This window comes from Streptomyces sp. NRRL S-378 (genome assembly GCF_000720645.1).
In the GTDB taxonomy this organism is placed as follows: Bacteria; Actinomycetota; Actinomycetes; order Streptomycetales; family Streptomycetaceae; genus Streptomyces.
This window is the reverse complement of sequence record NZ_JOBX01000030.1, coordinates 18,814-43,181: the sequence shown is the minus strand read 5'-3', so window position 1 is coordinate 43,181 and position 24,368 is coordinate 18,814. Positions and strand designations below refer to the sequence as shown.

Sequence of the window (24,368 nt, the reverse complement as noted above, 5' to 3'; positions counted from 1 at the left end):
CGGGTCCTACGCCTCGGGCGCGGCCGCGGCCTTGCGGGTACGGGTGCGCTTCGGCTTGGCCGGAGCCTCCTCGGCCACCGCGACCGCCTCGGCGGCGGCCGGTGCGGCCTCCGCGGCCTTGCGGGTACGGGTGCGCTTCGGCTTGGCGGGGGCCTCCTCGGCCACGGCCACCGCCGGGGCCTCGGCGACCGGGGTCACCGGTGCGGCCGCGGCCTTGCGGGTGCGTCGCGCCCTGACCGGCTCGACCGGCGGAGCCATCTGGAAGTCGGGCTCGGGGGTCGTCTCCACGATCCGGCGCGGGCGTCGCGCCCGGACCGGCGCCGGCTCGACGAGCGGGACCATCTGGAAGTCCGGCTCCGTGGCGCTCGGCACGGCCTTGCGGACGCGGGCGCGCCGCGGCTTGGCCGGGGCCTCCTCGGCGACCGGGGTCACCGCCGCCGGGGCGGCCACGGCGGGAGTCTCGGCCACGGGAGCCTGGGCCACGAGGACCTCGGCCACGGGGGCCTCGGCCACGGGCGCCTCGGCCGGGGCGGACTGCACCGGCACCGCACCCACACGGGTCCGGCGGCGGCGCGGCCTGCGCGGCTCGTCACCGGCCGGGGCCTGCGGGGCCTCGGCCACGGGGGACACCGCGGCCTGCTCGGCGGCGACCTCGGACCCGCCCCGCGTACGGCGGCGTTGGCGCGGCGTACGGGTACGGGCCGGACGCTCCTCCGTCGCGGCGGCCTGCGCGGAGCGGCCGCCACGGCCACCGCGGCCGCCGGTCTCGCCCAGGTCCTCGAGGTCCTCGGCCTTCAGACCGGCCCGCGTGCGCTCGGCGCGCGGCAGGATGCCCTTGGTGCCGGCCGGGATGTTCAGCTGCTCGAACAGGTGGGGCGAGGTGGAGTACGTCTCGACCGGGTCGTGGAAGTCCAGCTCCAGCGCCTTGTTGATCAGCTGCCAGCGCGGGATGTCGTCCCAGTCGACCAGGGTGACGGCGATGCCCTTGTTGCCCGCGCGGCCGGTGCGGCCCACACGGTGCAGGAAGGTCTTCTCGTCCTCCGGCGTCTGGTAGTTGATGACGTGGGTCACACCCTCGACGTCGATGCCGCGCGCGGCGACGTCGGTGCACACCAGCACGTCGACCTTGCCGTTGCGGAAGGCGCGCAGGGCCTGCTCGCGGGCGCCCTGGCCCAGGTCGCCGTGGACGGCGCCGGACGCGAAGCCGCGCTTCTCCAGCTGCTCGGCGATGTCGGCCGCCGTGCGCTTGGTACGGCAGAAGATCATGGCCAGGCCGCGGCCCTCGGCCTGCAGGATGCGGGAGACCAGCTCCGGCTTGTCCATGTTGTGCGCACGGAAGACGTGCTGCGTGGTGTTGGCGACGGTCGCGCCCTCGCCGTCCTCGGAGACGGCGCGGATGTGCGTCGGCTGCGTCATGTACCGGCGGGCCAGGCCGATGACCGCGCCCGGCATGGTCGCCGAGAACAGCATCGTCTGACGCTTGGCGGGCAGGTAGGCCATGATCTTCTCGACGTCGGGCAGGAAGCCCAGGTCGAGCATCTCGTCGGCCTCGTCCAGGACAAGCGCCCGGACGCGCGACAGGTCGAGCTTGCGCTGGCCGGCCAGGTCGAGCAGGCGGCCCGGGGTGCCGACGATCACGTCGACGCCCTTCTTCAGGGCCTCGACCTGCGGCTCGTAGGCGCGGCCGCCGTATATGGCCAGGACGCGGACGTTGCGGACCTTGCCGGCGGTCAGCAGGTCGTTGGTGACCTGGGTGCACAGCTCGCGGGTCGGAACCACCACGAGGGCCTGCGGGGCGTCGGTCAGCCGGTCGGGCGTGGCCCGGCCGGCCTCGACGTCCGCGGGGACGACGACCCGCTCCAGCAGGGGAAGGCCGAAACCGAGCGTCTTGCCGGTTCCGGTCTTGGCCTGGCCGATGACGTCCGTGCCGGAAAGGGCGACGGGGAGGGTCATCTCCTGGATCGGGAAGGGGGACACAATGCCGACGGCTTCAAGGGCTTCGGCCGTCTCGGGAAAGATCCCGAGGTCTCGGAACGTAGTCAGGGTGCTGCCTCTTCTGTGAGACGCGGCGCGAGGCGGCGAGGGGGGTCCTACCGTGCTGTGCTTGCAGTACTGCCACGTACGAAGCTGCGCGGGACCTCTGGCCTTCGCTCAAGCGCTCTGCCGCTGAGGGGGCCCCTCGTGGGAGGCGGTACGCACGTGCGTACGCACCGCACCGAGGGCGGTCGGTTGGAGCCGATCGGGCCACCGACCGGGCATCCTCATTCGGATGGCCCGCCGAGTATTCGGCAGGCGCATTACCACTGTACCTCGGAATCGCGCAGGTGTGTCGGGTGAATTCACCGGGCCGGTCGGTTTAGGTGGACAGGCTGTGAGTAGACGTGGTGACTTGAGACGCCATTCGGCGGGCTATTGTGCGGAGCATGCCGACCGTAGAAAACGCCTCGCCCGCCGACGACAGCACCCCCGCAGAGGCCACGGGGATCGCCTCGCAGGACTGGGCGACCGCATCTGCCTCGCCGCAGTACCGGGCCGCCGTCGTGGACCTGCTCGGCGCGCTCGCGTACGGGGAGCTCGCGGCCTTCGAGCGCCTCGCGGAGGACGCGAAGCTCGCGCCCACCCTGGACGACAAGGCCGAGCTCGCCGCGATGGCCTCCGCCGAATTCCACCACTTCGAGCGGCTCCGCGACCGCCTCGCGAAGATCGAGGCCGAGCCCACCGCCGCCATGCAGCCCTTCGCCCAGGGCGTCGACGACTTCCACCGCCAGACCGCCCCGTCGGACTGGCTGGAGGGCCTGGTCAAGGCGTACGTCGGCGACTCCATCGCCAGTGACTTCTACCGCGAGGTCGCCTCGCACCTGGACACCGACACCCGCGCGCTGGTGCTCGGTGTGCTCGACGACACCGGCCACGGCAACTTCGCCGTCGAGAAGGTGCGCGCCGCGATCGAGGCCGACCCGCGCTGCGGCGGCCGGCTCGCCCTGTGGGCCCGCCGCCTGATGGGTGAGGCCCTCTCGCAGGCGCAGCGGGTGGTCGCCGAGCGTGACGCCCTCTCGACCATGCTGGTCGGCGGCGTCGACGGGATGGCGGCGGGCTTCGACCTCGCGGCTGTCGGCGAGATGTTCACCCGGATCACCAAGGCCCACACCAAGCGGATGGCGGCCCTCGGCCTCGCCGCCTGACCGCAGGGTCCCGTACGTCGTCGGCCCCGGCGCGCCGTGTGCGCGCCGGGGCCGACGTACGTGTGGGGAGCGGGCTCATGGTGTCCCGCCCTCAGGGGTCATCCCCGCGACGGGAGTGAAAACGGAGTCCTGTGGGGGCGCCTGCGGGACGCGTGGGCCGGACGGAGCAGCAGGGACAGCACCACGGCGGACACCAGCACCGCACCGATGAAGGAAGCCATCAGGGTGTAGTGCCCCGGGCCGAGCGCGAAGTGGGTGAGATACGCCCCGAACAGCGCCCCCAGCACCCCGCTGACCAGCACCACCCTGGGGGAAGGGAGTCGGGGTGCGAGCGCTCGGACGGCTGCGGCGGACAGGGCGAGGCCCAACAGCGCGGAGCCGAGCACTTCCATCAGCAGCATCAGGTCTCTCCCATACGTCAGGGCAAACCGGGTCACTGCGGTCCTACCCGAAGCGGAAGAGAGAGAAACGGCCCGGTGGAATCAACCACCGGGCCGTTTCGGACAGTTCTCAGAGCTTCTCAGAGCGCTCCGAAACCGACCTTGCGTGCGGTCGGCTCGCCCAGGTCGACGTACGACAGGCGGTCGGACGGCACCAGGACCTTGCGGCCCTTGCTGTCGGTGAGGCTCAGCAGCGGCTCGTTGCCGGACAGCGCGGCGCTGACGATGCTCTCCAGCTCCTCGGCGCTCAGGTCGCTCTCCAGCACGATCTCCCGGGGTGCGTGCTGCACGCCGATCTTGACCTCCACGGCTTTGTCCCTCCGACGATCCGGTTCGCGCGATCAGCCGCGCCGTACGCGGTCCACATTAGCCCGGAGAGGGGATGCGGACCGCGCAGAGCGGACACGCTGGCAGCGAACACCGGAGGTGACGCCCCGGGAGGTGTCAGGACTCCGTGCCGTGCAGCGGGAAGCCGGCGATGCCGCGCCAGGCGAGCGAGGTCAGCAGACCGACCGCCGTCTCACGGGCGACCGGGCTCTCGCTGGAGAGCCAGTAGCGGGCCACGACCTGCGAGACCCCGCCCAGGCCCACGGCCAGCAGCATCGACTCGTCCTTGGACAGTCCGGTGTCCTCGGCGATGACGTCGGAGATGGCCTCGGCGCACTGCAGCGAGACGCGGTCGACGCGCTCGCGCACGGCGGGCTCGTTCGTCAGGTCGGACTCGAAGACCAGCCGGAAGGCGCCGCCCTCGTCCTCCACGTACGCGAAGTAGGCGTCCATCGTGGCGGCCACGCGCAGCTTGTTGTCGGTCGTCGACGCGAGCGCCGTGCGCACGGCCAGCAGCAGCGCCTCGCAGTGCTGGTCCAGCAGGGCCAGGTACAGGTCGAGCTTGCCGGGGAAGTGCTGGTACAGCACCGGCTTGCTGACCCCGGCGCGCTCGGCGATGTCGTCCATCGCGGCCGCGTGGTAACCCTGGGCGACGAAGACCTCCTGGGCCGCGCCCAGCAGCTGGTTGCGCCGGGCTCGGCGCGGCAGTCGCGTGCCCCGCGGACGCGCTGCCTCGGTCTGCTCGATGGCTGTCACGCCGCCTCCCACTTTCTCTCGGAACACAGGCGCTCTGCGCCGCGCCGCCATCGTACTTTTCGGTAACCCGTTCTGGGGGGTCCAAGCCGAGTTTTCTCGCGGTACGGACGGTCCGGAGGCGCTGGTCAGCGGTCGGTCGGCAGTCGGTTCAGCGGTAGTCGTCCTCGTCGAGCTGCACCACTCGCGCCTGCTCGGCGGCGTCGCCGTCCGCGGCCTGGCCCGCCTCGCGGCCGGCGTCGAGGTCGTCGTCGTCCGGTTGGAGATCGGCCTGCTGCTCCGCCACATCCGCCTCGGGGGCCTCAGGATCGAGGGATTCCGGAAACCGCTCCCGGAAGGTGTCCGGCTCCGCAGGGTCGACAGTCATGCCGCTCCCCTCGCTTCCTTGTGTCACTTACGAGCCTAGGAGGATCGCGGATGCACCGCTATGCGGATCCGCGATGAGACTGTGACCGCGAACACAACAAGTGGAACGTGATCCTCTCGTAACATTGCCCGCATGTCTTCGACCGAGCTGCCCGGCGTACGGTCCACCGTCGCACCGCCCTCCCCCGTGGGAGCGGTCCGGCTGGCCGACGGGGAGCAGCTGCGCACCGCGGTGCTGCCCGGACTGGAACTGGCCGTCCGGGTGCGCCCGCCACAGCGCGCCGACCTGCCACCCGCCCTGTTCGTGCACGGGCTGGGCGGCTCCTCGCAGAACTGGTCGGCCCTCATGGCCCAGCTGGCGGACACCGTCGACGGCGAGGCCGTGGACCTGCCCGGCTTCGGCTGGTCCCCGCCGCCCGCCGACGGCGGCTACTCCGTCACCGCGTTCGCCCGCGCCGTCATCCGCCACCTCGACGCCGCGGGGCGCGGGCCGGTGCACCTCTTCGGCAACTCCCTCGGCGGCGCCGTCTCCACCCGGGTCGCGGCCGTCCGCCCCGACCTCGTGCGCACCCTGACGCTCGTCTCGCCGGCCCTGCCCGAGCTGCGCGTGCAGCGGTCGGCCGTGCCGACGGCCCTCCTGGCCCTGCCCGGGGTGGCCGCGCTCTTCAACCGCATGACCCAGGGCCTCAGTGCCGAACAGCGCACCCGGGGGGTGACGGAGCTCTGTTACGGAGACCCCTCCCGGGTGACTCCCGAAGGGTTCCGCCACGCGGTGGAGGAGATGGAACGCCGGATGGCGCTCCCGTACTTCTGGGACGTGATGACCCGCACCTCGCGCGGCATCGTCGACGCCTACACCCTCGGCGGCCAGCACGGACTGTGGCGGCAGGCGCAACGGGTGCTCGCCTCGTCCCTGCTGGTCTACGGTGGCCGGGACCAGCTGGTCTCGTACCGCATGGCGCACAAGGCGGCAGCGGCCTTCCGGGGTTCGCGGCTGCTGTGTCTGCCGGAGGCCGGGCACGTGGCGATGATGGAGTACCCCGAGGTGGTGGCCGCCGCCTTCACGGAGCTCCTGCGCGACACCCGCGCGGGGGCTGCGGACCGGGACACCGAAGACGGCAGGGGCTGAGGGGTCGTGGGACGACACAGTCGAAAATCCGGGGCGCCCGCTCCGGAGTCCGCTCCGGCGCAGGCGCCCGCCGCAGCGCGCCCGCAGGCGCAACCGGATCCCGCCGGGTACGAGGACCCGTACGCGTACGACGCGTTCGGCACCGACGTCCACGGCGGCGACGTCTTCGGCAACGACGTCTTCGGCAACGGCGACCCGTACGCCGGGTGGCCCGAACCGACCGTCACCCACCAGGGATACGTGTCGCAGCACCTGCCCGCCGCCGGTGCGCGGGCCGACGGCCACCCGCAGCAGTACGAACCGGGCGGCGCCTGGGGTGCCCGGCCCGCCTCCGACTCCGGCTCCGTGTACGGGGACTGGCGCGGGGTGCCGCGTTCCCACCCCGAGGCCCCCGCGGCTCCGGCCGCGCTCCTGGACTCCGACACCCCGGCCTTCGGCACACCCGCCGTGGGCTTCCCGCAGGTCACGCTGACGCCGCCGGCGCAGGTCCCCGCGTACGGGGGGCCGGAGGCCGACGCCCTCACCTCCACCGGATCGCACCGCCGGGTCCCCGGCCCGCGCAAGCCGGCCGACGCCGGGACGGTGGCCGCCGGGTCCGCCGCCGAGCCCGCCGCCGAGCCCGTCGCGGCCGAGTCCGCCGCCGAGAAGTCCGGCTCCGGCCGCGGCAAGAAGGCCCTCGCGTACACCGGCATGGCCGCGGCCGCGGTCACCACCGTCCTCGCGGTGGTGGTCGGGGGCCAGACGTTCCTCGACGGCGACGCCGACGAGACCAGGGCCGGCGGGCCCGCCGCCACCGACAAGGACCGCAGCGACACGGCCGCCTCCCGATCGGACGGGCGCCCGACGCCGAACGGCGGCGCGGCCGCACCCGTCGCACCGTCCGCCGCCGCGCCCGCGCCCGAGCTGACCTACGAGCAGCAGATGGCCGCGCAGCTGCCCCTCGACCCGAAACTCGCCGGCCCCGGGACCTTCGACACCGTGCCGGGCGTGGCCAAGGCCCCCGGCAAGGGCAAGATCGTGCGTTACCGCGTCGACGTCGAGCAGGGCCTGGGTCTGGACCCGCAGCTCTTCGCCGAGGCCGTCCACCGCACCCTCAACGACGACCGCAGCTGGGGCCACGGCGGCACCAGGACCTTCGAGCGGGTACCGGGCGGCAAGGCCGACTTCGTGATCACCCTCGCCAGTCCCGGCACCACCGGGGTCTGGTGCGCCAAGTCGAACCTCGACACCGTCGTCGGCAACGTCTCCTGCGACTCCGCGAGCACCGAGCGGGTGATGATCAACGCCTTCCGCTGGGCCCAGGGCTCCGAGACCTACGGCCCGGACCAGATGCTGACCTACCGTCAGATGCTCATCAACCACGAGGTCGGTCACCGGCTCGGACACGACCACGTCAACTGCCGCACCCCCGGAGCGCTCGCCCCGGTCATGCAGCAGCAGACCAAGTCCCTCAACATCGACGGCATCGAATGCAAGCCCAACCCCTGGGCTTTCCCGGGGAGTTGACGCACCGAGCCGGGTGCGTGCCCGGACTCGCGTTGACAAGGCGTCCGATCATCGGCCATCGTTCTCCGCATGTCGCACCGCCACACCCCGACCGCGAGCGCCGCCATTGAGCTGGCGCTCCTCGGTGTGGCCGCGCACAGCGTGGCCGACATCTCCTGTCGCTGACGCCGGCCCGACCGCGCAGCGACCCTTTCCGTCCCTTTCGTGACGCCGCCGCGCCCGGGCACGCCCATGCCCGCAGGCGCGGCTTCCTCCTGTTCGGTGCCGGTCCGGTACCGCCGCCGACCGACGACCGCTGCCCCTCGCGTGGCCCTTCCGCATCTCCTTCACGCCGAGAGGTCCTTCCTTCATGCCCAGTCAGTCCCAGATATCGCGCCGCGTGGCCGCGGCCGCCGTCAGCCTCGTACTGGCCGGGGGCGCCGTCGCCTGCGGGCCCGAGGGCGGCGCGGACAAGGCCGGTGCCGCCGACGGCAGGCCCGGCGCCGCGGGCGCGCCGCAGAAGGGCGGCACCCTGACCGTCCTCAACGCCGAGCCGCAGAACGACTTCGACCCGGCCCGGCTCTACACCTCCGGCGGCGGAAACGTTCCTTCGCTGGTCTTCCGTACGCTCACCACCCGCAACCGCGAGGACGGCGCGGCCGGCACCAAGGTCGTGCCCGACCTGGCCACCGACACCGGCCGGCCCAACGCCGACGCCACGGAGTGGACGTACACGCTCAAGGACGGCCTGAAGTACGAGGACGGCTCCCCGATCACCACCGCCGACATCAAGTACGGCATCGAGCGGTCCTTCGCCGCCGAGCTGTCGGGCGGAGCCCCGTACCTGCGGGACTGGCTGGTCGGCGGCGAGTCCTACCAGGGCCCCTACAAGGACGGCGGCAAGGGCCTCGACTCGATCGTCGTGCCCGACGCGAAGACGATCGTCTTCAAACTGCGCAAGCCCGAGGGCGAGTTCCCCTTCGTCGCCACCCAGACGCAGTTCGCCCCCGTCCCCAAGGCCAAGGACACCGGCGCCAAGTACGAGGAGCACCCGGTCTCCTCCGGCCCCTACAAGGTCGTCAAGAACGACAACGACGGCGAGCACCTCACCCTGGAGCGCAACGAGCACTGGGACGAGAAGACCGACGAGGAGCGCAAGGCCTACCCCGACCGGATCGACGTCCGATCCGGCCTCGACGCGGCCGTCATCAACCAGCGCCTGACCACCAGCGCCGGCCCCGACGCCGCGGCCATCACCACCGACACCAACCTCGGCCCCGCGGAGCTCGCGCAGATCGGGGACTCCGCCGACAAGAACGGACTCGCCGGCCGCGTCGGCACCGGGCACTTCGGCTACGTCAACTACATCGCCTTCAACCCGAAGGTCGCCCCCTTCGACAACCCGAAGGTCCGCCAGGCGATCTCCCACGCGATCAACCGCACCAGCGTGGTCAACGCCGCCGGCGGATCCGCCCTGGCCGAGCCCGCCACCACCTTCCTGCCCGAGCGCGAGGCCTTCGGCTTCACCCCCTACGACCACTTCCCCGCGGGGAAGACCGGCGACCCGGCCAAGGCGAAGGAACTGCTGAAGGAGGCGGGATTCCCCGACGGCATCACCGTCACCCTGACCCACTCCACCGCGCAGAACCGCCAGACCAGCCCCGAGGTCGCCACCGCCGTCCAGCAGGCCCTCGCCGCCGCCGGGATCACCGTCAAGCTGGAGGGCCTGGAGAACAACGCCTTCAACGAGCGGCGCTGGGACGCCGCCAACACCCCCGGCTTCTTCCTCTCCCGCTGGGGCGCCGACTGGCCGTCCGGCGGCCCCTTCCTCGCCCCGATCTTCGACGGCCGGCAGATCGTCACCGGCGGCTCCAACTACAACCACGCGCAGCTGAACGACCCGACCGTCAACGCCGAGATCGACGAGATCGCCAAGCTGACCGACCTCGCCGCGGCCGGCAAGCGCTGGGGCGCCCTCGACAAGAAGATCGGCGAGCAGGCCCTCACCGTGCCGCTCTTCCACCCCGTCTACAAGCGGCTCGTCGGCAAGGACGTCAAGAACGTCGTCATCAGCGACTGGACCGGCGTCCTCGACATCTCGCAGGTCGCGGTCAAGTGACCCTCGCCCTCGAACGGTCCGCGCCGACACCCGGGGCCGTCCCCCCGGGCGCCGGCGCCGGACGCCGGGCGTGGCGGCGCCTGCGCCGACGGCCCTCCGCCGTCGCCGCCGCCACCGTCCTGGCCCTGCTCGTCGTGCTCGCCCTCGCCGCACCGCTGCTCGCGCAGCTCACCGGCCAGGACCCGAACACGTACCACGACGACCTCGTGGACTCCGCCCGCGGCGGCGTCCCGCTCGGCCCCTTCGGCGGGATCTCCGCCGACCACTGGCTCGGCGTCGAACCGGGCACCGGCCGCGACCTGCTGGTCCGGCTCCTGTACGGCGCACGGATCTCGCTGCTCGTCGCCCTCGGAGCGGTCGCCGTGCAGATGTTCGTCGGTGTCGCCGTCGGACTCGCCGCCGCACTCGGCGGGCGCCTCGCGGACCAGATCATCGGACGGTCCACCGACGTCATGATCGCGCTGCCGATGCTGGTCATCGGCATCGCCCTCACCGCCGTCGTCCCGCCCGACTTCCCCCGCCCGCTGCTGCTCGTCCTCGTCATCGGACTGCTCGACTGGGGCGGCACCGCCCGGATGGTGCGCGCCCAGGCCCTCGCCCTGCGCGGCCTCGACTTCGTCGACGCCGCCCGGCTCTCCGGCAGCGGAAAGCTGCGCATCGCCCGGCGCGAACTGCTGCCGTCCCTGGCCGCACCCGTGATCACCTACGCCGCGATCAAGGTGCCCACCGCCATCGTCGCCGAAGCCTCGCTGTCCTTCCTGGGCGTCGGCGTGAAGCCGCCCACCCCCTCCTGGGGGCAGATGCTCTCCAGCGCCCAGACCTGGTTCCGCGCCGACCCGGCCTACGTCCTGCTGCCCGCCGGACTGCTCTTCGTCACCGTGCTCGCCTCCACCGTGCTCGGCGACGCCGTCCGCACGGCCCTCGACCCGCGCGAAGGCTCCCGCCTGCGGGTCGGCACCGGAAAGGAACACAAGGCGTGACCGGCTTCGTGCTCAAACGGACCGGCGGGGCACTGTTCGTGCTGCTCGCCCTGTCCGTCATCGTCTACTCCCTCTTCTACCTGGCCCCCGGTGACCCCGCCCGCCTCGCCTGCGGGGAGCGCTGCAACCCGCAGCAGATCGCCCAGGTCCGCGAACAGCTCGGGCTGAACGAGTCCTCCGTCACCCAGTACCTGCACTTCCTCCAGGGACTGGCGGCCGGCCGGGAGTACTCCGCCGGCGCCGGGCAGACCCTGCGCTGCGACGCGCCCTGCCTGGGCTTCTCGTACCAGACCGACCAGCAGGTCACCGAGCTGATCCTGAACCGGCTGCCCGCCACCCTGTCGCTCGCCCTCGGCGCACTGGCGATCTGGCTGCTGGCCGGTGTCGGGACCGGGCTGCTGTCCGCGCTGCGCCGCGGCGGCATCACCGAACGGGCCCTGACCGTCCTCACCCTCGCCGGGACCGGCACGCCCGTCTTCATCCTGGGGCTGCTGCTGCTCATGACGGTCTGCGCGTACCTGCGGTGGCTGCCGTTCCCGACGTACGTGCCGCTGACCGAGGACCCCGAGCAGTGGGCCTGGAACCTGCTGCTGCCGTGGCTCGCACTCGGCCTGTTCGAGAGCGCCAAGTACGCCCGGCTCACCCGCAGTTCGACCCTGGAGACGCTCGCCGAGGACCACATCCGCACCTTCCGCGCCTACGGGGTGGGGGAGCGGGCCCTGGTCACCCGGCACGCGGTGCGCGGCGCCGTCGCCCCCGTGATCGCCCTCAGCGCCGTCGACTTCGGCACGATGATCGGCGGCGCGGTGCTGACGGAGTCCCTGTTCGGGATCCCCGGCCTCGGCAAGACCCTGATCGACGCGGTGCGGGTCGTGGACCTGCCCGTCGTGGTGGGCGTCGTCCTGGCGATCGGCACCGCCGTGGTCCTCGCGGGCGCCGTCGCCGACCTGCTCTACGCGGCCGCGGACCGAAGGGTGGCCCTCGCATGACCAAGCCCCTGGTGGAGGTCACCGGCCTCGCCGTCGACTTCCCCGTCGGCGGAGCCGCGCAGTACGTACGGGCCGTGGACGGAATCTCCTTCACCCTGGAGGAGGGCCGCGCCCTGGGCATCGTGGGCGAGTCCGGCAGCGGCAAGTCCACCGTGGCCGCCGCCCTGCTGGGCCTGCACCGCGGTACGGGCGCTCGGCTGTCCGGCACCGTCCGGGTCGGCGGCACCGACGTGGCCGCGGCCACGCCCGCCGAACTGCGCCGGCTGCGCGGCGGGACGGCCGCCATGGTCTTCCAGGACCCGCTGAGCTCCCTGGACCCGTACCTCGCCATCGGCGACCAGATCGCCGAGGTCCACCGCATCCACTCGGACACCTTCCGGCGCGAGGCCAGGGCGCGGGCCGTCGAGGTGCTCGACCGGGTGGGCATCGCGGACGCGGCACGCCGCTCCCGCTCGCGGCCGCACGAGTTCAGCGGCGGGATGCGCCAGCGGGCGCTCATCGCGATGGCACTGGCCTGCGAGCCGCGGCTGCTGATCGCCGACGAGCCGACCACCGCGCTGGACGTCACCGTCCAGGCCCAGATCCTGGACCTGCTGCACGGCCTGCGCGAGGAACGCGGACTCGGCCTGCTGCTCGTCACCCACGACGTGGGCGTCGCCGCGGAGAGCGTGGACGACCTGCTGGTCATGCGGGACGGTTCCGCCGTGGAACAGGGGCCCGTGGCCTCCGTACTGGCCGCACCGGCCCGGCCGTACACGCGGGCGCTGCTGGCGGCCGTGCCGAGGCTGGACGGACCGCGGCCCCGGCCCCTGCCCGGGCCCGCGCCGGACGGCACGGACACGCCCGTCGTCGAAGCCGTCGGCCTGCGGCGGGAGTTCGGCCGGCGCGGCCGGCGCGTCACCGCCGTCGCCGGGGTGTCCCTCGCGGTGCGCGCCGGGGAGACCCTCGGCATCGTCGGCGAGAGCGGCTCCGGCAAGAGCACGCTCGGGCGGATGCTCGTCGGGCTGGTGGAACCCGACGCCGGGCAGGTCCGCCGCGGCGGCGTCCCCGCCACCGGCATCACCAACGGCGTGCAGATGGTCTTCCAGGACCCGGTCTCCTCCCTCAACCCGCGCCGCTCCGTCGGCGAGTCCATCGCCGACCCGCTGCGCGCGGCCGGAGAACGGGACGGGGCCGCCCTGCGGGCCCGCGTCGGGGGACTGCTGGAGCGCGTCGGGCTGGAGGCCGGGCACTACGACCGCTACCCGCACGAGTTCAGCGGCGGTCAGCGCCAGCGGGTGGGCATCGCACGGGCGCTGGCCCCCCGGCCCCGGCTGATCGTCTGCGACGAGCCCGTCTCGGCGCTCGACGTGACCACGCAGGCGCAGGTCACCGCCCTGCTGGCGGAACTCCAGGCGGAGTTCGGCATCGCCCTGGTCTTCATCGCGCACGACCTGGCCGTGGTCCGGCAGGTCAGCGACCGGGTCGCCGTCATGCGGGCCGGCGAGATCGTGGAGGAGGGTCCGGTGGACGAGGTCTACGGCCGTCCCGCCCACCCCTACACCCGCCGGCTGCTGGCCGCCGTACCGGCGCTGGGGGGTGTCCGGGGGGTCGGGGTCTGACGGCCCGGCCCCCTCTGCCGCGGGCCCTTCGAGGCTGTACTTCTAGCGTGCTCGAACGCGAACCGTACGGGAAAGTTACGACTCTTCACCCCTTCCGGTGGCGCGACGGACAACCGTCCGTCGCGCCCTCGGCATATCCGCTTGAGTTCTCCAGCGGCGGGTCGCCTGACCGAGGGCGACCGCCTGAACGGGAGATCGGGGGTGCCACTCGTGCGGATCGGACTGCTCACCGAAGGTGGTTATCCGTATGCGACGGGCGAGGCCAGGCTGTGGTGCGACCGGCTCGTGCGCGGACTCCCGCAGCACGCGTTCGAGCTCTACGCGCTGAGCCGCAGCGCCGAGCAGGAGCGCACCCGGGTCCCGCTGCCCGAACACGTCACGCACGTCCGCACGGCCGCCCTCTGGGCCCCCGCCGACGACGGGCGGACCTACTCCCGGCGCGAGCGCCGGCGCTTCGCCGACTGCTTCAAGGAGCTGGTCCACGGGATCTGCGCCGCAGCGCCGGAGCCCTTCGCCACCGGACTGTACGGACTCGCCGGCCTCGCCCGCGAACAGGGCGGGCTGTACGCGGCCCTGCGCTCCGAGTCCGCGGTGCGGGCGCTGGAGGCCGCCTGCCGGGCCCCGGGCGCGAGCCGCTCCGTACAGGCGGCGCAGGTGACCGACCTGCTCCGGTTCGCCGACGAACTGGAGGTCATGCTGCGGCCGCTGTCCCTCGACTGGTACGAGGAGAACGTCCGGGGCGAGGGCCTCGGCGCGGTCGACGTCTGCCATGCAGCCGCGGGCGGGGTGGCGGCGCTCCCCGGCCTTCTGGCCAAACGCTTCTTCGGGGTCCCGCTGCTGGTCACCGAGTACGGGGTCCAGCTGCGCGCCCACTACCTGACCCACCTCGGCGCGGGGGAGGGCGAGGAGCCCCGCCCCGCCGTGCGGGCCCTGCTCGGTGCCTTCCACCTGCGGCTGGCCTCCGAGATCTACGCCCGGGCCGACTTCCTGACCCCCGGCAACGCCCACGCCCGGCGCTGGCAGGAGCGCTGCGGCGCCACCCGCGACCGGCTGCGGACCGTCCACCCGGGGATGGAGGCGGACCGATTCGCCACCGTCGGGGAGGCCGCCGACCGCGGGGACCCCGACACGCTCGTCTGGGTCGGCCGGGTGGAGCCCGCCAAGGACCTCGTCGCCCTGCTGCACGCCTTCGCCGAGGTCCGCAGGGCCGAGCCGCGCGCCCGGCTGCGGATCTTCACCACCGCCGCGGACCCCGGCTACCTCGCCGACTGCCGCTCCCTCGCCGCGCAGCTGTTCCCCGACGAAGCCGCCGACTGCGTCACCGTCGGCGAGAACCCGGTCGCCTTCGAGGAGATCGGCGGACCCGAGGCTCCCTCCGCGGCCGAGGCGTACGGCGCCGGACGGGTCGTCGTGCTGTCCTCCGTGATCGAGGGCTTCCCCGTCACCCTGGCCGAGGCGATGCTCTGCGGCCGCGCCACCGTCTCCACCGACGTGGGCGCGGTGCGCGAGGTCATCGGCGGCACCGGACTCGTCGTCCCGCCGCGCAACCCGCGCGCGCTCGCCGAGGCCTGCCTGTCCCTGCTCGGGGACGCCGAGCGGGCACAGCGCCTCGGAGCGGCCGCCCGGGCACGGGCCCTGGAGCTGTTCACCGTCGAGCAGAACGTCACCGCCTTCCAGGAGATCTACCTGCGGCTGCTGGCCAAGGGCTCCGAACGGCCCGACGGAGGCGTCCCCTTCGCCCGGCCCCCGGAGGCGCGGGTGCCCGGGCACTGGACCAGCCCGACCTGGGCCAAGCCCGTACCGGACCCGACCTCGGAGGCTGCCGTATGACCACCGTCGACCCCGACACCGCGGCCCCGCCGACGCCCGACGCCCGGGCCTGCGGGGACAGCGCCCCCGGACACCGCCGGGAGGTGCCGGCCGGCGAGGCCGAAGGCTCCGGGCCCGCCGCCCCCCGCCCCGACCGGGCCGGGAGCCTCCGGGCAGCGACACCGCAGGCGCGACCGCGGGTCGCGGGGGATCCCGTCAAAGCCCTGCTGCACCGGCACCGCGAGCTGTGCGAGCGGGCCGTGGACCCCCTGGAGATCGCCGCCGGGCTGGAGGCCCACGGCATCACCGACCGCACCGCCGCCCGCTTCCGCCACCGCGACGTCTTCTCCCTCGCCGAGGAGCTGTACGCCCGCAGCCCGCGCGGAGAGGCGCCCGCCGCCGCGCCGGCCCTGGTGCCGGCCGGGCCGGCCGCCTACCGCCGCTTCGGCTGCGCGCTGTTGCCCGGAGCCCTCGCCGCCGGTGCGGCCGCCGCGGGCCAGGCATGGGCCGGGCCCGCCGCCGTGGCCGCCACCGTCGCCGCGCTGGTGTGGCCGGGGCGGGCCGCCGGGAGCCGGTTCCCCTGGCTCGCGCACCTGCTCGCCGCCGCCGTCGCCGGCTGGGCGGCGTACCGGTACGGCACCGCCCTCGCGGTCGGCCTGGCGCTGGCCGTGGGTCCCGGGCACCTGCTCGCCGCCGGCTTCGCCGCCGGCGCCCGGGCCCGGCTCGACGCGAGCCGTGCCCTGGAGGACTTCGCCGACCGGGTCCGGCCGCTGCTGTGCGCGGTCGTCGGCGGCTTCACCGCGGCCGCCGCCGCGGCGGCCGCGGTCGCCGGCACCCCCCTCACGGCGGCCGTACCGATCGCCCTGCTGCTCTTCCTGACCCGGCTCTTGCTGCGGCACGGATCCCGTCGCGGACCCGTCGCCGCCGCCCTCGCCCTCGCCCTGATCCCCGTCCCGGCGGCGGCCCCCGCCGCCGCGGCCGCCCTCCTCGTCCACGCCGTCCTCGCCCTGTCCCGCGCATCCGCGCACGCGAGGCCCTGACGCCCCCGGGACCGCCGCAGCCCTTCGGAGCCGACGCCGAGGCGCCCTGCCCGTGCCCCGTCCATCCATCCATCCGCCCGCAAGGAGAAACAGACATGACCGGCCAGCCAACCGACCAAGGGGTCACGCGATGAGGGTGCTGCTGATCGGAGCCAACGGATACCTCGGCCGCTACGTCGCCGACCGGCTGCTCGCCGACCCCGCCGTCCAGCTCACCGCGCTCGGCCGCGGCGACGACGCCGACGTCCGCTTCGACCTCGCCACCGGCAGCCCCGGAGCCCTCACGCGCTTCCTCGACGCCGTCCACCCGGGCGTCGTCATCAACTGCGCCGGAGCCACCCGGGGCGGGGCCCGCGAACTCACGCGGCACAACACCGTCGCCGTCGCGACGATCTGCGAGTCGCTGCGCCGCAGCGGCTGCGGGGCCCGGCTCGTGCAGCTCGGCTGCGCCGCGGAGTACGGACCCAGCCAGCCCGGATCCTCCACGGCCGAGGACGCCGTGCCGAGACCCGGCGGACCGTACGGCGTCAGCAAGCTGGCCGCCACCGAGCTGGTGCTGGGCTCCGGGCTGGACGCCGTCGTACTGCGGATCTTCTCGCCCGTCGGCCCCGGCACCCCGGCCGGATCACCGCTCGGCCGGCTCGCCGAGGCCATGCGCCGCGCGATGCAGGCGGGCGACGGCGAGCTGAAGCTCAGCGGGCTCGGCGTACAGCGCGACTTCGTCGACGTGCGGGACGTGGCGCGGGCCGTGCACGCCGCATCCCTCTCCGCCGCGCAGGGCGTGGTGAACATCGGCACCGGCCGCGCGGTCCGGCTGCGCGACGCGGCCGCGGTCCTGGCCCGGGTCGCCGGGTACGGCGGAGCCCTGCACGAGCTGGACGTGCCGCACGGCGGACCGCAGCAGGGCCACGGACACCCCGGCCGCCCGGCCGGGCTCGGCTCCATCGGGTCGCCCCGCTCCGAGGCCACCGTCGAGCAGCTCGCCGCCACGGCCCCCCAGCCGTACCCGTACCCGGACGGCTGCGGGGCCTGGCAGCAGGCGGACGTGCGCACCGCCCGCGACCGGCTCGGCTGGCGCCCCCGGATCGGGCTGGAGGAGTCCCTCGCGGACATCTGGATGGAGGCGGCGTGCCGCATCTGACCACGCCTCCCGGAGCCCTCGCGGCGGCCGCCACCGGGGCCGGCCGCCTCGGGTTGGGCATCCCCGGCTATGCGCACCCCCTGCTCGCTCCCGTGGAGTGGGCCGAGCTGACCCGCCCCGGTACCCCGCTGCACTGGGCCGTGCTGAACGTCGCGGACGGCCCGGGCGGGCGGCCCGATCCGCACTGCACCGAAGCGGCCGCCAAGCTGCACGGCGCGGGGGGCACGGTCCTCGGCCATCTCGCGATGCGGGACGGATCGAGGTCCTTCGGGGAGCTGGTCTCCGACGCCCACCGCTTCCGGGACTGGTACGGGGTCGGCGGCTTCTACCTCGCCGGGACCCCGGCCGACCGGGCGGACCTGGCCTCGGTGCGCCGGGTCGTCGACAGCCTGCGCGGGCTGGGCGAGGACCTGTGGATCGTGCTGGGACACGGCACGCACCCGTACGAGGGCTACGCGGAGGCCGCCGACCAGCTGGTGACCTTCTCCGGAGCCTGGGCCGACTACCGCTGGTCGCAGGTGGCGGAGTGGACGGCGGAGCATCCGCCGGAGCGGTTCTGCCATCTGGTCCACGGGGTGCCGCGCACCCATCTGGAGGAAGCGATGCGGATCGCCCGCTGGCAGGGCGCCGGCACGATCTGGTTCACCGACCGCCGAGCGGTCGGGGACCGCGACCCGTGGGCCTCCATGCCCGGGTACTGGGACGAAATCGTCTCACGTATCGGAACAGGTGTCTTGGAATGAAGACGGGCGTGGCAGTGTTACGGAGAGAACCACCGTTAAGCCGTCACCATCTACGGAGTCCCCGTGTCGCTGCCACCCCTGGTCGAGCCGGCTGCTGAGCTCACCGTTGACGAGGTCCGTCGGTACTCCCGCCACCTGATCATCCCCGATGTCGGGATGGACGGCCAGAAGCGCCTGAAGAACGCGAAGGTGCTGGCCGTGGGCGCGGGCGGCCTCGGCTCGCCCGCCCTCATGTACCTGGCCGCGGCCGGCGTCGGCACGCTGGGCATCGTGGAGTTCGACGAGGTCGACGAGTCGAACCTGCAGCGCCAGATCATCCACAGCCAGTCGGACATCGGCCGCTCCAAGGCCGAGTCCGCGCGTGACAGCGTTCTGGGCATCAACCCGTACGTGAACGTGGTCCTTCACGAAGAGCGGCTCGAGGCCGAGAACGTGATGGAGATCTTCAGCCAGTACGACCTCATCGTCGACGGCACCGACAACTTCGCCACGCGCTACCTGGTCAACGACGCCTGCGTGCTGCTGAACAAGCCGTACGTGTGGGGTTCGATCTACCGCTTCGACGGCCAGGCCTCGGTCTTCTGGTCCGAGCACGGCCCGTGCTACCGCTGCCTCTACCCGGAGCCCCCGCCGCCGGGGATGGTCCCGAGCTGCGCCGAGGGCGGCGTCCTGGGCGTGCTCTGCGCGTCCATCGGCTCCATCCAGGTCACCGAGGCCATCAAGGTCCTCACGGGCGTCGGCGAGCCGCTGGTCGGCCGCCTGATGATCTACGACGCCCTGGAGATGCAGTACCGCCAGGTCAAGGTCCGCAAGGACCCCGACTGCGCGGTCTGCGGTCCGAACGCGACCGTCAAGGAACTCATCGACTACGAGGCCTTCTGCGGCGTGGTGTCGGAGGAGGCCCAGGAGGCGGCCGCCGGCTCCACGATCACTCCGAAGCAGCTCAAGGAGTGGATCGACACCGACGAGGCGATCGAGATCATCGACGTCCGCGAGGTCAACGAGTACGAGATCGTCTCGATCCCGGGCGCGAAGCTGATCCCCAAGGGTGAGTTCCTGATGGGTACGGCCCTCCAGGACCTGCCGCAGGACAAGCGCATCGTCTTGCACTGCAAGACGGGTGTCCGCAGTGCGGAAGTCCTCGCGGTCCTGAAGTCCGCGGGCTTCGCGGACGCGGTCCACGTCGGCGGCGGCGTCATCGGCTGGGTCCACCAGATCGAGCCGGAGAAGCCGGTCTACTGACCGTCCTCCGATCGGTCCTGCGAAGGGGCCGTACCGCGCGAACTCCGCGGTACGACCCCTTTCGTGTGCCCGATCCGGGGCCGGCGGGGATGTCAGGTGCCGAGGGGTTCCACGGGGGCCGACGGTGGGGCGGGGGGTTGGGTGGCGTCCGGCGGCGGGGTGCAGACGGTGTTCGCGGCGGGCACCTTCCCGTCCAGCAGGTAGGAGTTCACCGCTCCCTGCACGCACGGGTCGCCGCTGTTGTACGCCCCGTGCCCCTCGCCCTTGTACGTGAGCTCCACGCCGACGCCCGGGCCGAGCCGCTCGACCATCTTGCGGGCGCCCTCGTAGGGGGTGGCCGGGTCGCCGGTGTTGCCGATCACCAGGATCGGGTCGGCTCCCGGGGCGGAGACGTCCGGGGTCGACGCGGTGCCGGGTACCGGCCAGCCGGTGCAGCCCATCATGGCCCAGCCGAGGAAGTCCCCGAAGACCGGCGAGGCGGCGCGGAACTCCGGCAGCTTCGCCCTGGTCTGCTCCAGGGTGTAGCGGTCCTTGGAGTCGACGCAGTTGATCGCCGTGTTGGCGGCGCCGATGTTGCTGTAGTTGCCGTTCTGGTCGCGGCCGTTGAGGGCGTCGGACAGCGCCATCAGCAGCTGCCCCTGGCCGCCCTCCGCCTCGTCCAGCCCCTGTTCCAGCAGCGGCCACAGCTCCTGTGAGTAGAGGGCCTGGGCGATGCCGTTGGTCGCCGAGGACTCGGTGAGCATCCGGTCGCCGATCCCCGGGACCGGTTTGGCGGCCAGCTGCTTCTGCAGCTTGATGATGTTGTCCTCGATCTCCTTGACGGTGCTGCCCTGGAGCCGGCACTCGTCGCCGCGGTCCACACAGTCCTGCGCGAAGTTGCCGAGGGCCAGCTGGAAGCCCTTGGCCTGGCCGAGCGCCCCCTCCTCGGAGGTGGCGGTCGGGTCGACGACGGCGTCGAAGACGGCCCGGCCGACCTTCTCCGGGAAGAGGTGGGCGTAGACGCCGCCGAGCTCGGTCCCGTAGGAGATCCCGAAGTAGTTGAGCTTCTCGTCACCGAGGGCCTGGCGGATCCGGTCGAGGTCGCGGGCGGCGTTCTCGGTGCCGACGTAGGGGAGCACCTTCCCGGACTTCGCCTCGCAGGACTGCTGGTACCTGCGGGTGTTGTCGAGGTACGCCTTCACCGCCTCCGGGGTGTCGGGGGAGGAGTCCGAGGCGTAGTAGGCGTCGAGCTGCTTGTCGTCCAGGCACAGGACGGGGGCGCTGCGCCCCACTCCGCGCGGGTCGAAGCTCACCAGGTCGTAGCGCTCGCGCAGGGCCTCGTACTCCTTGGCGGCGCCGGGCAGGGTGGTGATCCCGGACCCGCCGGGGCCGCCGAAGTTGAACACGAGCGAGCCGAGGCGCTCGTCCTGGTTCCTGGCCTTCGCCCGGATCAGGGCGAGAGGAATCGTTTCTCCTTCGGGGTCCGCGTAGTCGAGCGGCACATGGAGCGTGGCGCACTGCCAGCCCTTGGGCGGTGCCTGCCCGCCTCCCTCGGCGGTCGTCGGAGCCTCGCAGTCGCCCCACTTCAGAGGTGGCGCCCCTTCGGTGCCGCCGGCCTTGGGCGTCTTCTCCTCCCCGCCGTCCGAACAGCCACTGGTACTGGCCACCCCGGCCAGGAGAGCGACGGCGACGGCGACCCGCAGGAGGTATTTGGGCATGTCACCATCCTGCGCGTCCCCGTCGGACCCCGCCCGCGCGCTGACCCGTTCGGGTATCCCGGAGGCCGTCGGCGTTTGCCCCCGACGCGCCCTGCGCCAGGACCTCCCGGGCCGCGGCGCGGCCCGTCGCCACGCGGTGCGGATCAGGTGCCGGCCCGGGCGGGCCGGCAGGTCGTCCTCGCCGAACCGGCCGACCGAGGCGTTCAGGACGAAGGCGTCCGGGCCGCGGCACGGCACCTCGCCGCGTTGTCGGACCGCGCACGTACGTCCAGTACGAGCCGCGGCCCTCCGCCTTGCGATGCACCGCACCGGACGCCGCGACCCGGCAAACCTTTCCGGCCACAGCACTAGATCGCTTCCTTGCGGGTGAGGAAGTTGAACGAGATCCACCCCGGCAGCACCGGCAGCCAGAAGGTCATCAGACGGAACAGCAGCACCGCCGAGATCGCGACCTCCTTCTCCAGCCCCGCCGCGATCAGCCCCAGCGTCAGGGTGGTCTCCACCGCGCCCATGCCGCCCGGCGTCGGTGCCGCCGACCCCAGCGCGTTGCCCGCGAGGAACACCACCGCGATGCTCGCGTAGCTGATGGCCTCGCCGCCCCCGAAGGCCCTGATCGACGCGTCCAGGCACATCACGAAGCAGCCGGTCAGCAGCAGCATGCCGCCGATGCCGGTCATCAGCTTCTTCGGCCGCTGGAGCACGTCCAGCATGCGCGGGACCACGCCCGCGAACAGCGCCCGCACCCGGGTGACCACGAACTTCCGCATGAACGGGACCGCCGTCACCACCAGCACGAGGACCGCCACCGTCAGCAGCCCCGCGATGACCGCCCGGGAGGGGGTCATCTCCGGGGTCTTCTCGGTCCCGGTCAGGTAGCCGAAGGACAGCAGCAGCAGGATGTGGCTGGCCAGGCCGAACAGCTGCGAGGCACCCACGCTCGCGACCGCCAGCCCCGGCCGGACGCCCGCCCGCTGCAGGAAGCGCGTGTTCAGCGCGACGCCGCCGACCGCCGCCGGGGCCACCAGCTTCACGAACGACCCGGCCACCTGCGCGACCACCGTCCGCAGGAACGACACCCGCTCCGGTACGAAGCCCAGCAGGCTCATCGCCGCCGCGAAGTAGCTGAGCGCCGAGAAGGCGAGCGCCGCCCCGACCCAGCCCCACTGCGCGTCGCCGATGATGGTCCCGAAATCCACGTGCGCCAGCTGCGTGAGCAGGAAGTACGCACCGAACGCGCCCGCGATGAACGACACCAGGGTGCGCGGCCGGATCCGCTCCAGCCGGGCCGGCTCCACCGGCGCCTGCGGGCGGATCAGCAGCACCTGCCGGCGGATCTGGCTCAGCAGGTCCTCCTCGCGGACCTCGTCCATCGCGTCGTCGAGGGCCCTCTTCTCGGCCTTGCGCTCGGCGGCGGCCGAGGTCGGGGTCGAGGCGGCCGCGGATCCCGCCTCGCGCGCCGCCTTCGCCGCACGCGAGGACTCCAGCACGGCCTCCCGCTCGCGCTCCGCCCGCTCCCGGGCCCGCTTGCGCAGCGTCGCCCGGGTGGAACGGCTCAGCGCGATCGGCTGGAGCAGCGGCAGGCAGTCCGCCACGATGTCCGGGCCGAGCACCGACACCGCCGAGGCCACCGCGCGCTCCGCGCCGACCCGCAGGCCCAGGGTGGCCAGCAGCTGCGCGATGTCCATCCGGAGCACCAGGTCGCCTGCCGCGATCTCGCCGCCGCGCAGGTCGGTCAGGATGACGTTGCCGGAACGATCCACCACCAGCGCGTCCCCGGTGAGCCTGCGGTGCGCGATCCGCCGCGACTGCAGGGCGTGCACCTGCTCCCACGCGTTGCGGGTGAGGTCGTCGGTGATCTCCTCGTCGGAGAGGGAGTCCAGGGTCCGGCCGCCCAGGTGCTCGTAGACGAGCATCACCGCGTCCGGACCCAGCTCGGACGTCGCGATCAGCTTCGGCGCGTTCGCCCCGGCCGCGATGGCCGCGTACGCGAGCAGCGCCTCCTGCTCCAGGGCCTGCCGCAGCGACTGCAGGCTGCGGCGGGTGGTGATGCCGCGCAGGGTCAGCCGGCGCCAGACCCGGTAGAAGAAGCCCTGGGCCTGCTGTTCCCGGTCGACGACGGTCACGTCGAGCGGGGGACCGTCCTCCAGGGTGACGTGGTAGCGCCGACCGCGGTCACCGGTCTCGGACGCCTCGGGGCCGTCGGGCACCTCGGCGCGCATCGCGCTGATCGGCTGGAAGCCGACGCGGCGCAGCCCGGCGAGGAGGTTCTGCCCGGTGGGGCGCACGTTCGGGGAGCCGACGGCGTACAGGGTGCCGTAGGCCACGCTCCAGCCGATCAGCACGGTGAGGATGATCGAGAAGGGGGTGGTGTAGCCGTTGACCAGCATGGTGAACGCGTTGAGCAGCAGGACCACCCACAGCGCGACGCGCCAGTGGGGTCTGCGGGTCATGCCCACCGCGGTCATGTAGGCGATCACGGGCGCGAGGTAGCCGTGCACGGGATCGGTCAGGGTCCCGCCGCCCGCGGGGCGGGTGAGGGCGTCCTGGATGGTGTCGGGGGCGGCCTGGGAGACCCACAGGTCGGTGGCGAGCGTGACGCCGTGCGCGAGGACGGCGGCGAGCACGCCGTCGGCGATGCGCAGCCCGTCGCGTTTGATCAGCCGTTCGATGGCGAAGGCCACGGGGAGCAGCAGCACCGCGATGCTGGAGACCAGCGCGGCGACCTTGATCAGCAGGTCCGGCGCCTGGCCGGTGCCCTTGCTGATGTCCTCCTCCAGGCCGACGGTGGTGCCGTGGGCGAAGGCGGCGATGCCGAGCAGGACGGCGATGCCGAGGATGCCGACGAGGAGGCGTACAAGGTCGGAGGGCCGGTGCACGCGGGCGGCGAGCAGCGGTTCGTCGACCTCGACCCGGTCGGCGGCGGTCGGGGCGTGGCCGTGCGGTGCCTCGGCGTCCTCCGGCCCCTCCGTGTCACCGGCGTCCGCTCCCGCGGTGCGGCCGGCCGGGGATCCCGGGGCGTGCCCCGGCACGAGGTCCCGGGGGCGGTCCTGCGGGCGGTCCTGCAGAGGGTCCTGGGGGCGGTCCTGCGGGCGGTCCTGCAGAGGGTCCTGGGGGCGGTCCTGCGGGCGGGAGGCGGGGCCGTCGCCAGGGCGCGCGCCATCGTCCCCCGCCGCGCCTTCCGGAGGGCTCACACCCTGCTCCTTCGTCGTCACATCCGTCTCTTCTTGATCACGTATCACCAGTCACCGCCCGGAAGATGGTGGCACGGACCGAGGGGCCCCCGGGGCATCAGGGTGCGCGCCGGTCCGGAACCACGACTTCCGCC

20 protein-coding genes are annotated in these 24,368 nt (G+C 73.3%); 13 read left to right on the top strand and 7 right to left on the bottom strand.

Going from position 1 to position 24,368, the window contains the following annotated elements; all coding sequences use genetic code 11:
- Positions 1-6: 6 nt before the first annotated feature.
- Positions 7-1,953 (bottom strand): DEAD/DEAH box helicase, encoded by a 1,947-nt coding sequence (locus IH80_RS0121310; RefSeq protein WP_234432331.1) that lies wholly within the window; start codon positions 1,951-1,953, stop codon positions 7-9.
- Between the two features lie 470 nt (positions 1,954-2,423).
- Here IH80_RS0121310 and IH80_RS0121305 point away from each other — a divergent pair, with 470 nt between their 5' ends.
- Positions 2,424-3,182 (top strand): ferritin-like fold-containing protein, encoded by a 759-nt coding sequence (locus tag IH80_RS0121305; RefSeq protein WP_030962527.1) that lies wholly within the window; start codon positions 2,424-2,426, stop codon positions 3,180-3,182.
- A 98-nt stretch (positions 3,183-3,280) separates the two neighbouring features.
- Here IH80_RS0121305 and IH80_RS0121300 read toward each other — a convergent pair whose 3' ends face one another.
- The 4 genes from IH80_RS0121300 to IH80_RS0121285 all read right to left on the bottom strand — a co-directional run bounded on the left by IH80_RS0121300 (position 3,281) and on the right by IH80_RS0121285 (position 5,069).
- Entirely contained in the window at positions 3,281-3,583 is a 303-nt protein-coding gene (locus IH80_RS0121300; RefSeq protein WP_030962525.1) for a hypothetical protein, read from the bottom strand.
- 119 nt (positions 3,584-3,702) lie between these two features.
- Positions 3,703-3,930 carry a DUF3107 domain-containing protein gene (locus IH80_RS0121295; protein ID WP_030029459.1) on the bottom strand — a complete coding sequence of 76 codons (228 nt, stop codon included), beginning with the start codon at positions 3,928-3,930 and terminating at the stop codon, positions 3,703-3,705.
- A 136-nt stretch (positions 3,931-4,066) separates the two neighbouring features.
- Entirely contained in the window at positions 4,067-4,705 is a 639-nt protein-coding gene (locus tag IH80_RS0121290) for a TetR/AcrR family transcriptional regulator (protein WP_030853473.1), read from the bottom strand.
- Between the two features lie 148 nt (positions 4,706-4,853).
- The gene (locus IH80_RS0121285; protein ID WP_030962524.1) at positions 4,854-5,069 is read right to left on the bottom strand and encodes a hypothetical protein; all 216 of its coding nucleotides are present in this window, start codon (positions 5,067-5,069) and stop codon (positions 4,854-4,856) included.
- A gap of 132 nt (positions 5,070-5,201) precedes the next feature.
- On the opposite strand from IH80_RS0121285, the gene IH80_RS0121280 reads away from it, so the two are divergent.
- The 12 genes from IH80_RS0121280 to moeZ all read left to right on the top strand — a co-directional run bounded on the left by IH80_RS0121280 (position 5,202) and on the right by moeZ (position 19,346).
- Positions 5,202-6,197: an alpha/beta fold hydrolase gene (locus tag IH80_RS0121280; RefSeq protein WP_030962522.1), complete on the top strand. Its 996-nt coding sequence runs from the start codon at positions 5,202-5,204 to the stop codon at positions 6,195-6,197.
- Between the two features lie 6 nt (positions 6,198-6,203).
- Positions 6,204-7,703, top strand: a complete 1,500-nt coding sequence (locus tag IH80_RS0121275) for a DUF3152 domain-containing protein (protein ID WP_030962520.1) — start codon at positions 6,204-6,206, stop codon at positions 7,701-7,703.
- A 69-nt stretch (positions 7,704-7,772) separates the two neighbouring features.
- Positions 7,773-7,868: an Ms4533A family Cys-rich leader peptide gene (locus IH80_RS47175; RefSeq protein WP_324609419.1), complete on the top strand. Its 96-nt coding sequence runs from the start codon at positions 7,773-7,775 to the stop codon at positions 7,866-7,868.
- Between the two features lie 184 nt (positions 7,869-8,052).
- Positions 8,053-9,801 carry an ABC transporter substrate-binding protein gene (locus tag IH80_RS0121270; protein WP_030962519.1) on the top strand — a complete coding sequence of 583 codons (1,749 nt, stop codon included), beginning with the start codon at positions 8,053-8,055 and terminating at the stop codon, positions 9,799-9,801.
- Entirely contained in the window at positions 9,798-10,781 is a 984-nt protein-coding gene (locus IH80_RS0121265; RefSeq protein WP_030962518.1) for an ABC transporter permease, read from the top strand. The genes IH80_RS0121270 and IH80_RS0121265 overlap by 4 nt, the downstream gene beginning before the upstream one ends.
- A complete protein-coding gene (locus tag IH80_RS0121260) occupies positions 10,778-11,770 on the top strand; it encodes an ABC transporter permease (protein ID WP_030962516.1) in 993 nt (330 codons plus the stop codon). The genes IH80_RS0121265 and IH80_RS0121260 overlap by 4 nt, the downstream gene beginning before the upstream one ends.
- Positions 11,767-13,371, top strand: coding sequence for a dipeptide ABC transporter ATP-binding protein (locus IH80_RS0121255; protein ID WP_030962515.1), 1,605 nt, complete (start codon positions 11,767-11,769; stop codon positions 13,369-13,371). Before IH80_RS0121260 ends, IH80_RS0121255 begins: the two co-directional genes overlap by 4 nt.
- A 210-nt stretch (positions 13,372-13,581) precedes the next feature.
- Entirely contained in the window at positions 13,582-15,201 is a 1,620-nt protein-coding gene (gene pelF / locus IH80_RS0121250; protein ID WP_030962514.1) for a GT4 family glycosyltransferase PelF, read from the top strand.
- On the top strand, positions 15,198-16,220 hold the full coding sequence (locus IH80_RS43935) for a hypothetical protein (RefSeq protein WP_030962512.1): 1,023 nt from the start codon (positions 15,198-15,200) through the stop codon (positions 16,218-16,220). The genes pelF and IH80_RS43935 overlap by 4 nt, the downstream gene beginning before the upstream one ends.
- Positions 16,221-16,350: 130 nt before the next feature.
- Positions 16,351-17,361 carry an NAD-dependent epimerase/dehydratase gene (locus IH80_RS0121240; RefSeq protein ID WP_030962511.1) on the top strand — a complete coding sequence of 337 codons (1,011 nt, stop codon included), beginning with the start codon at positions 16,351-16,353 and terminating at the stop codon, positions 17,359-17,361.
- Positions 17,349-18,104 (top strand): spherulation-specific family 4 protein, encoded by a 756-nt coding sequence (locus IH80_RS0121235; RefSeq protein ID WP_030962510.1) that lies wholly within the window; start codon positions 17,349-17,351, stop codon positions 18,102-18,104. The genes IH80_RS0121240 and IH80_RS0121235 overlap by 13 nt, the downstream gene beginning before the upstream one ends.
- Positions 18,105-18,167: 63 nt before the next feature.
- A complete protein-coding gene (gene moeZ, locus IH80_RS0121230) occupies positions 18,168-19,346 on the top strand; it encodes an adenylyltransferase/sulfurtransferase MoeZ (RefSeq protein ID WP_030962508.1) in 1,179 nt (392 codons plus the stop codon).
- 92 nt (positions 19,347-19,438) lie between these two features.
- Here moeZ and IH80_RS0121225 read toward each other — a convergent pair whose 3' ends face one another.
- Together IH80_RS0121225 and IH80_RS0121220 are read right to left on the bottom strand one after the other, a co-directional pair.
- Positions 19,439-21,043, bottom strand: a complete 1,605-nt coding sequence (locus IH80_RS0121225) for an alpha/beta hydrolase (RefSeq protein WP_078906678.1) — start codon at positions 21,041-21,043, stop codon at positions 19,439-19,441.
- Positions 21,044-21,390: 347 nt separating this feature from the next.
- Entirely contained in the window at positions 21,391-24,282 is a 2,892-nt protein-coding gene (locus IH80_RS0121220) for a lysylphosphatidylglycerol synthetase family protein (protein ID WP_030962505.1), read from the bottom strand.
- Positions 24,283-24,368 lie beyond the last annotated feature (86 nt).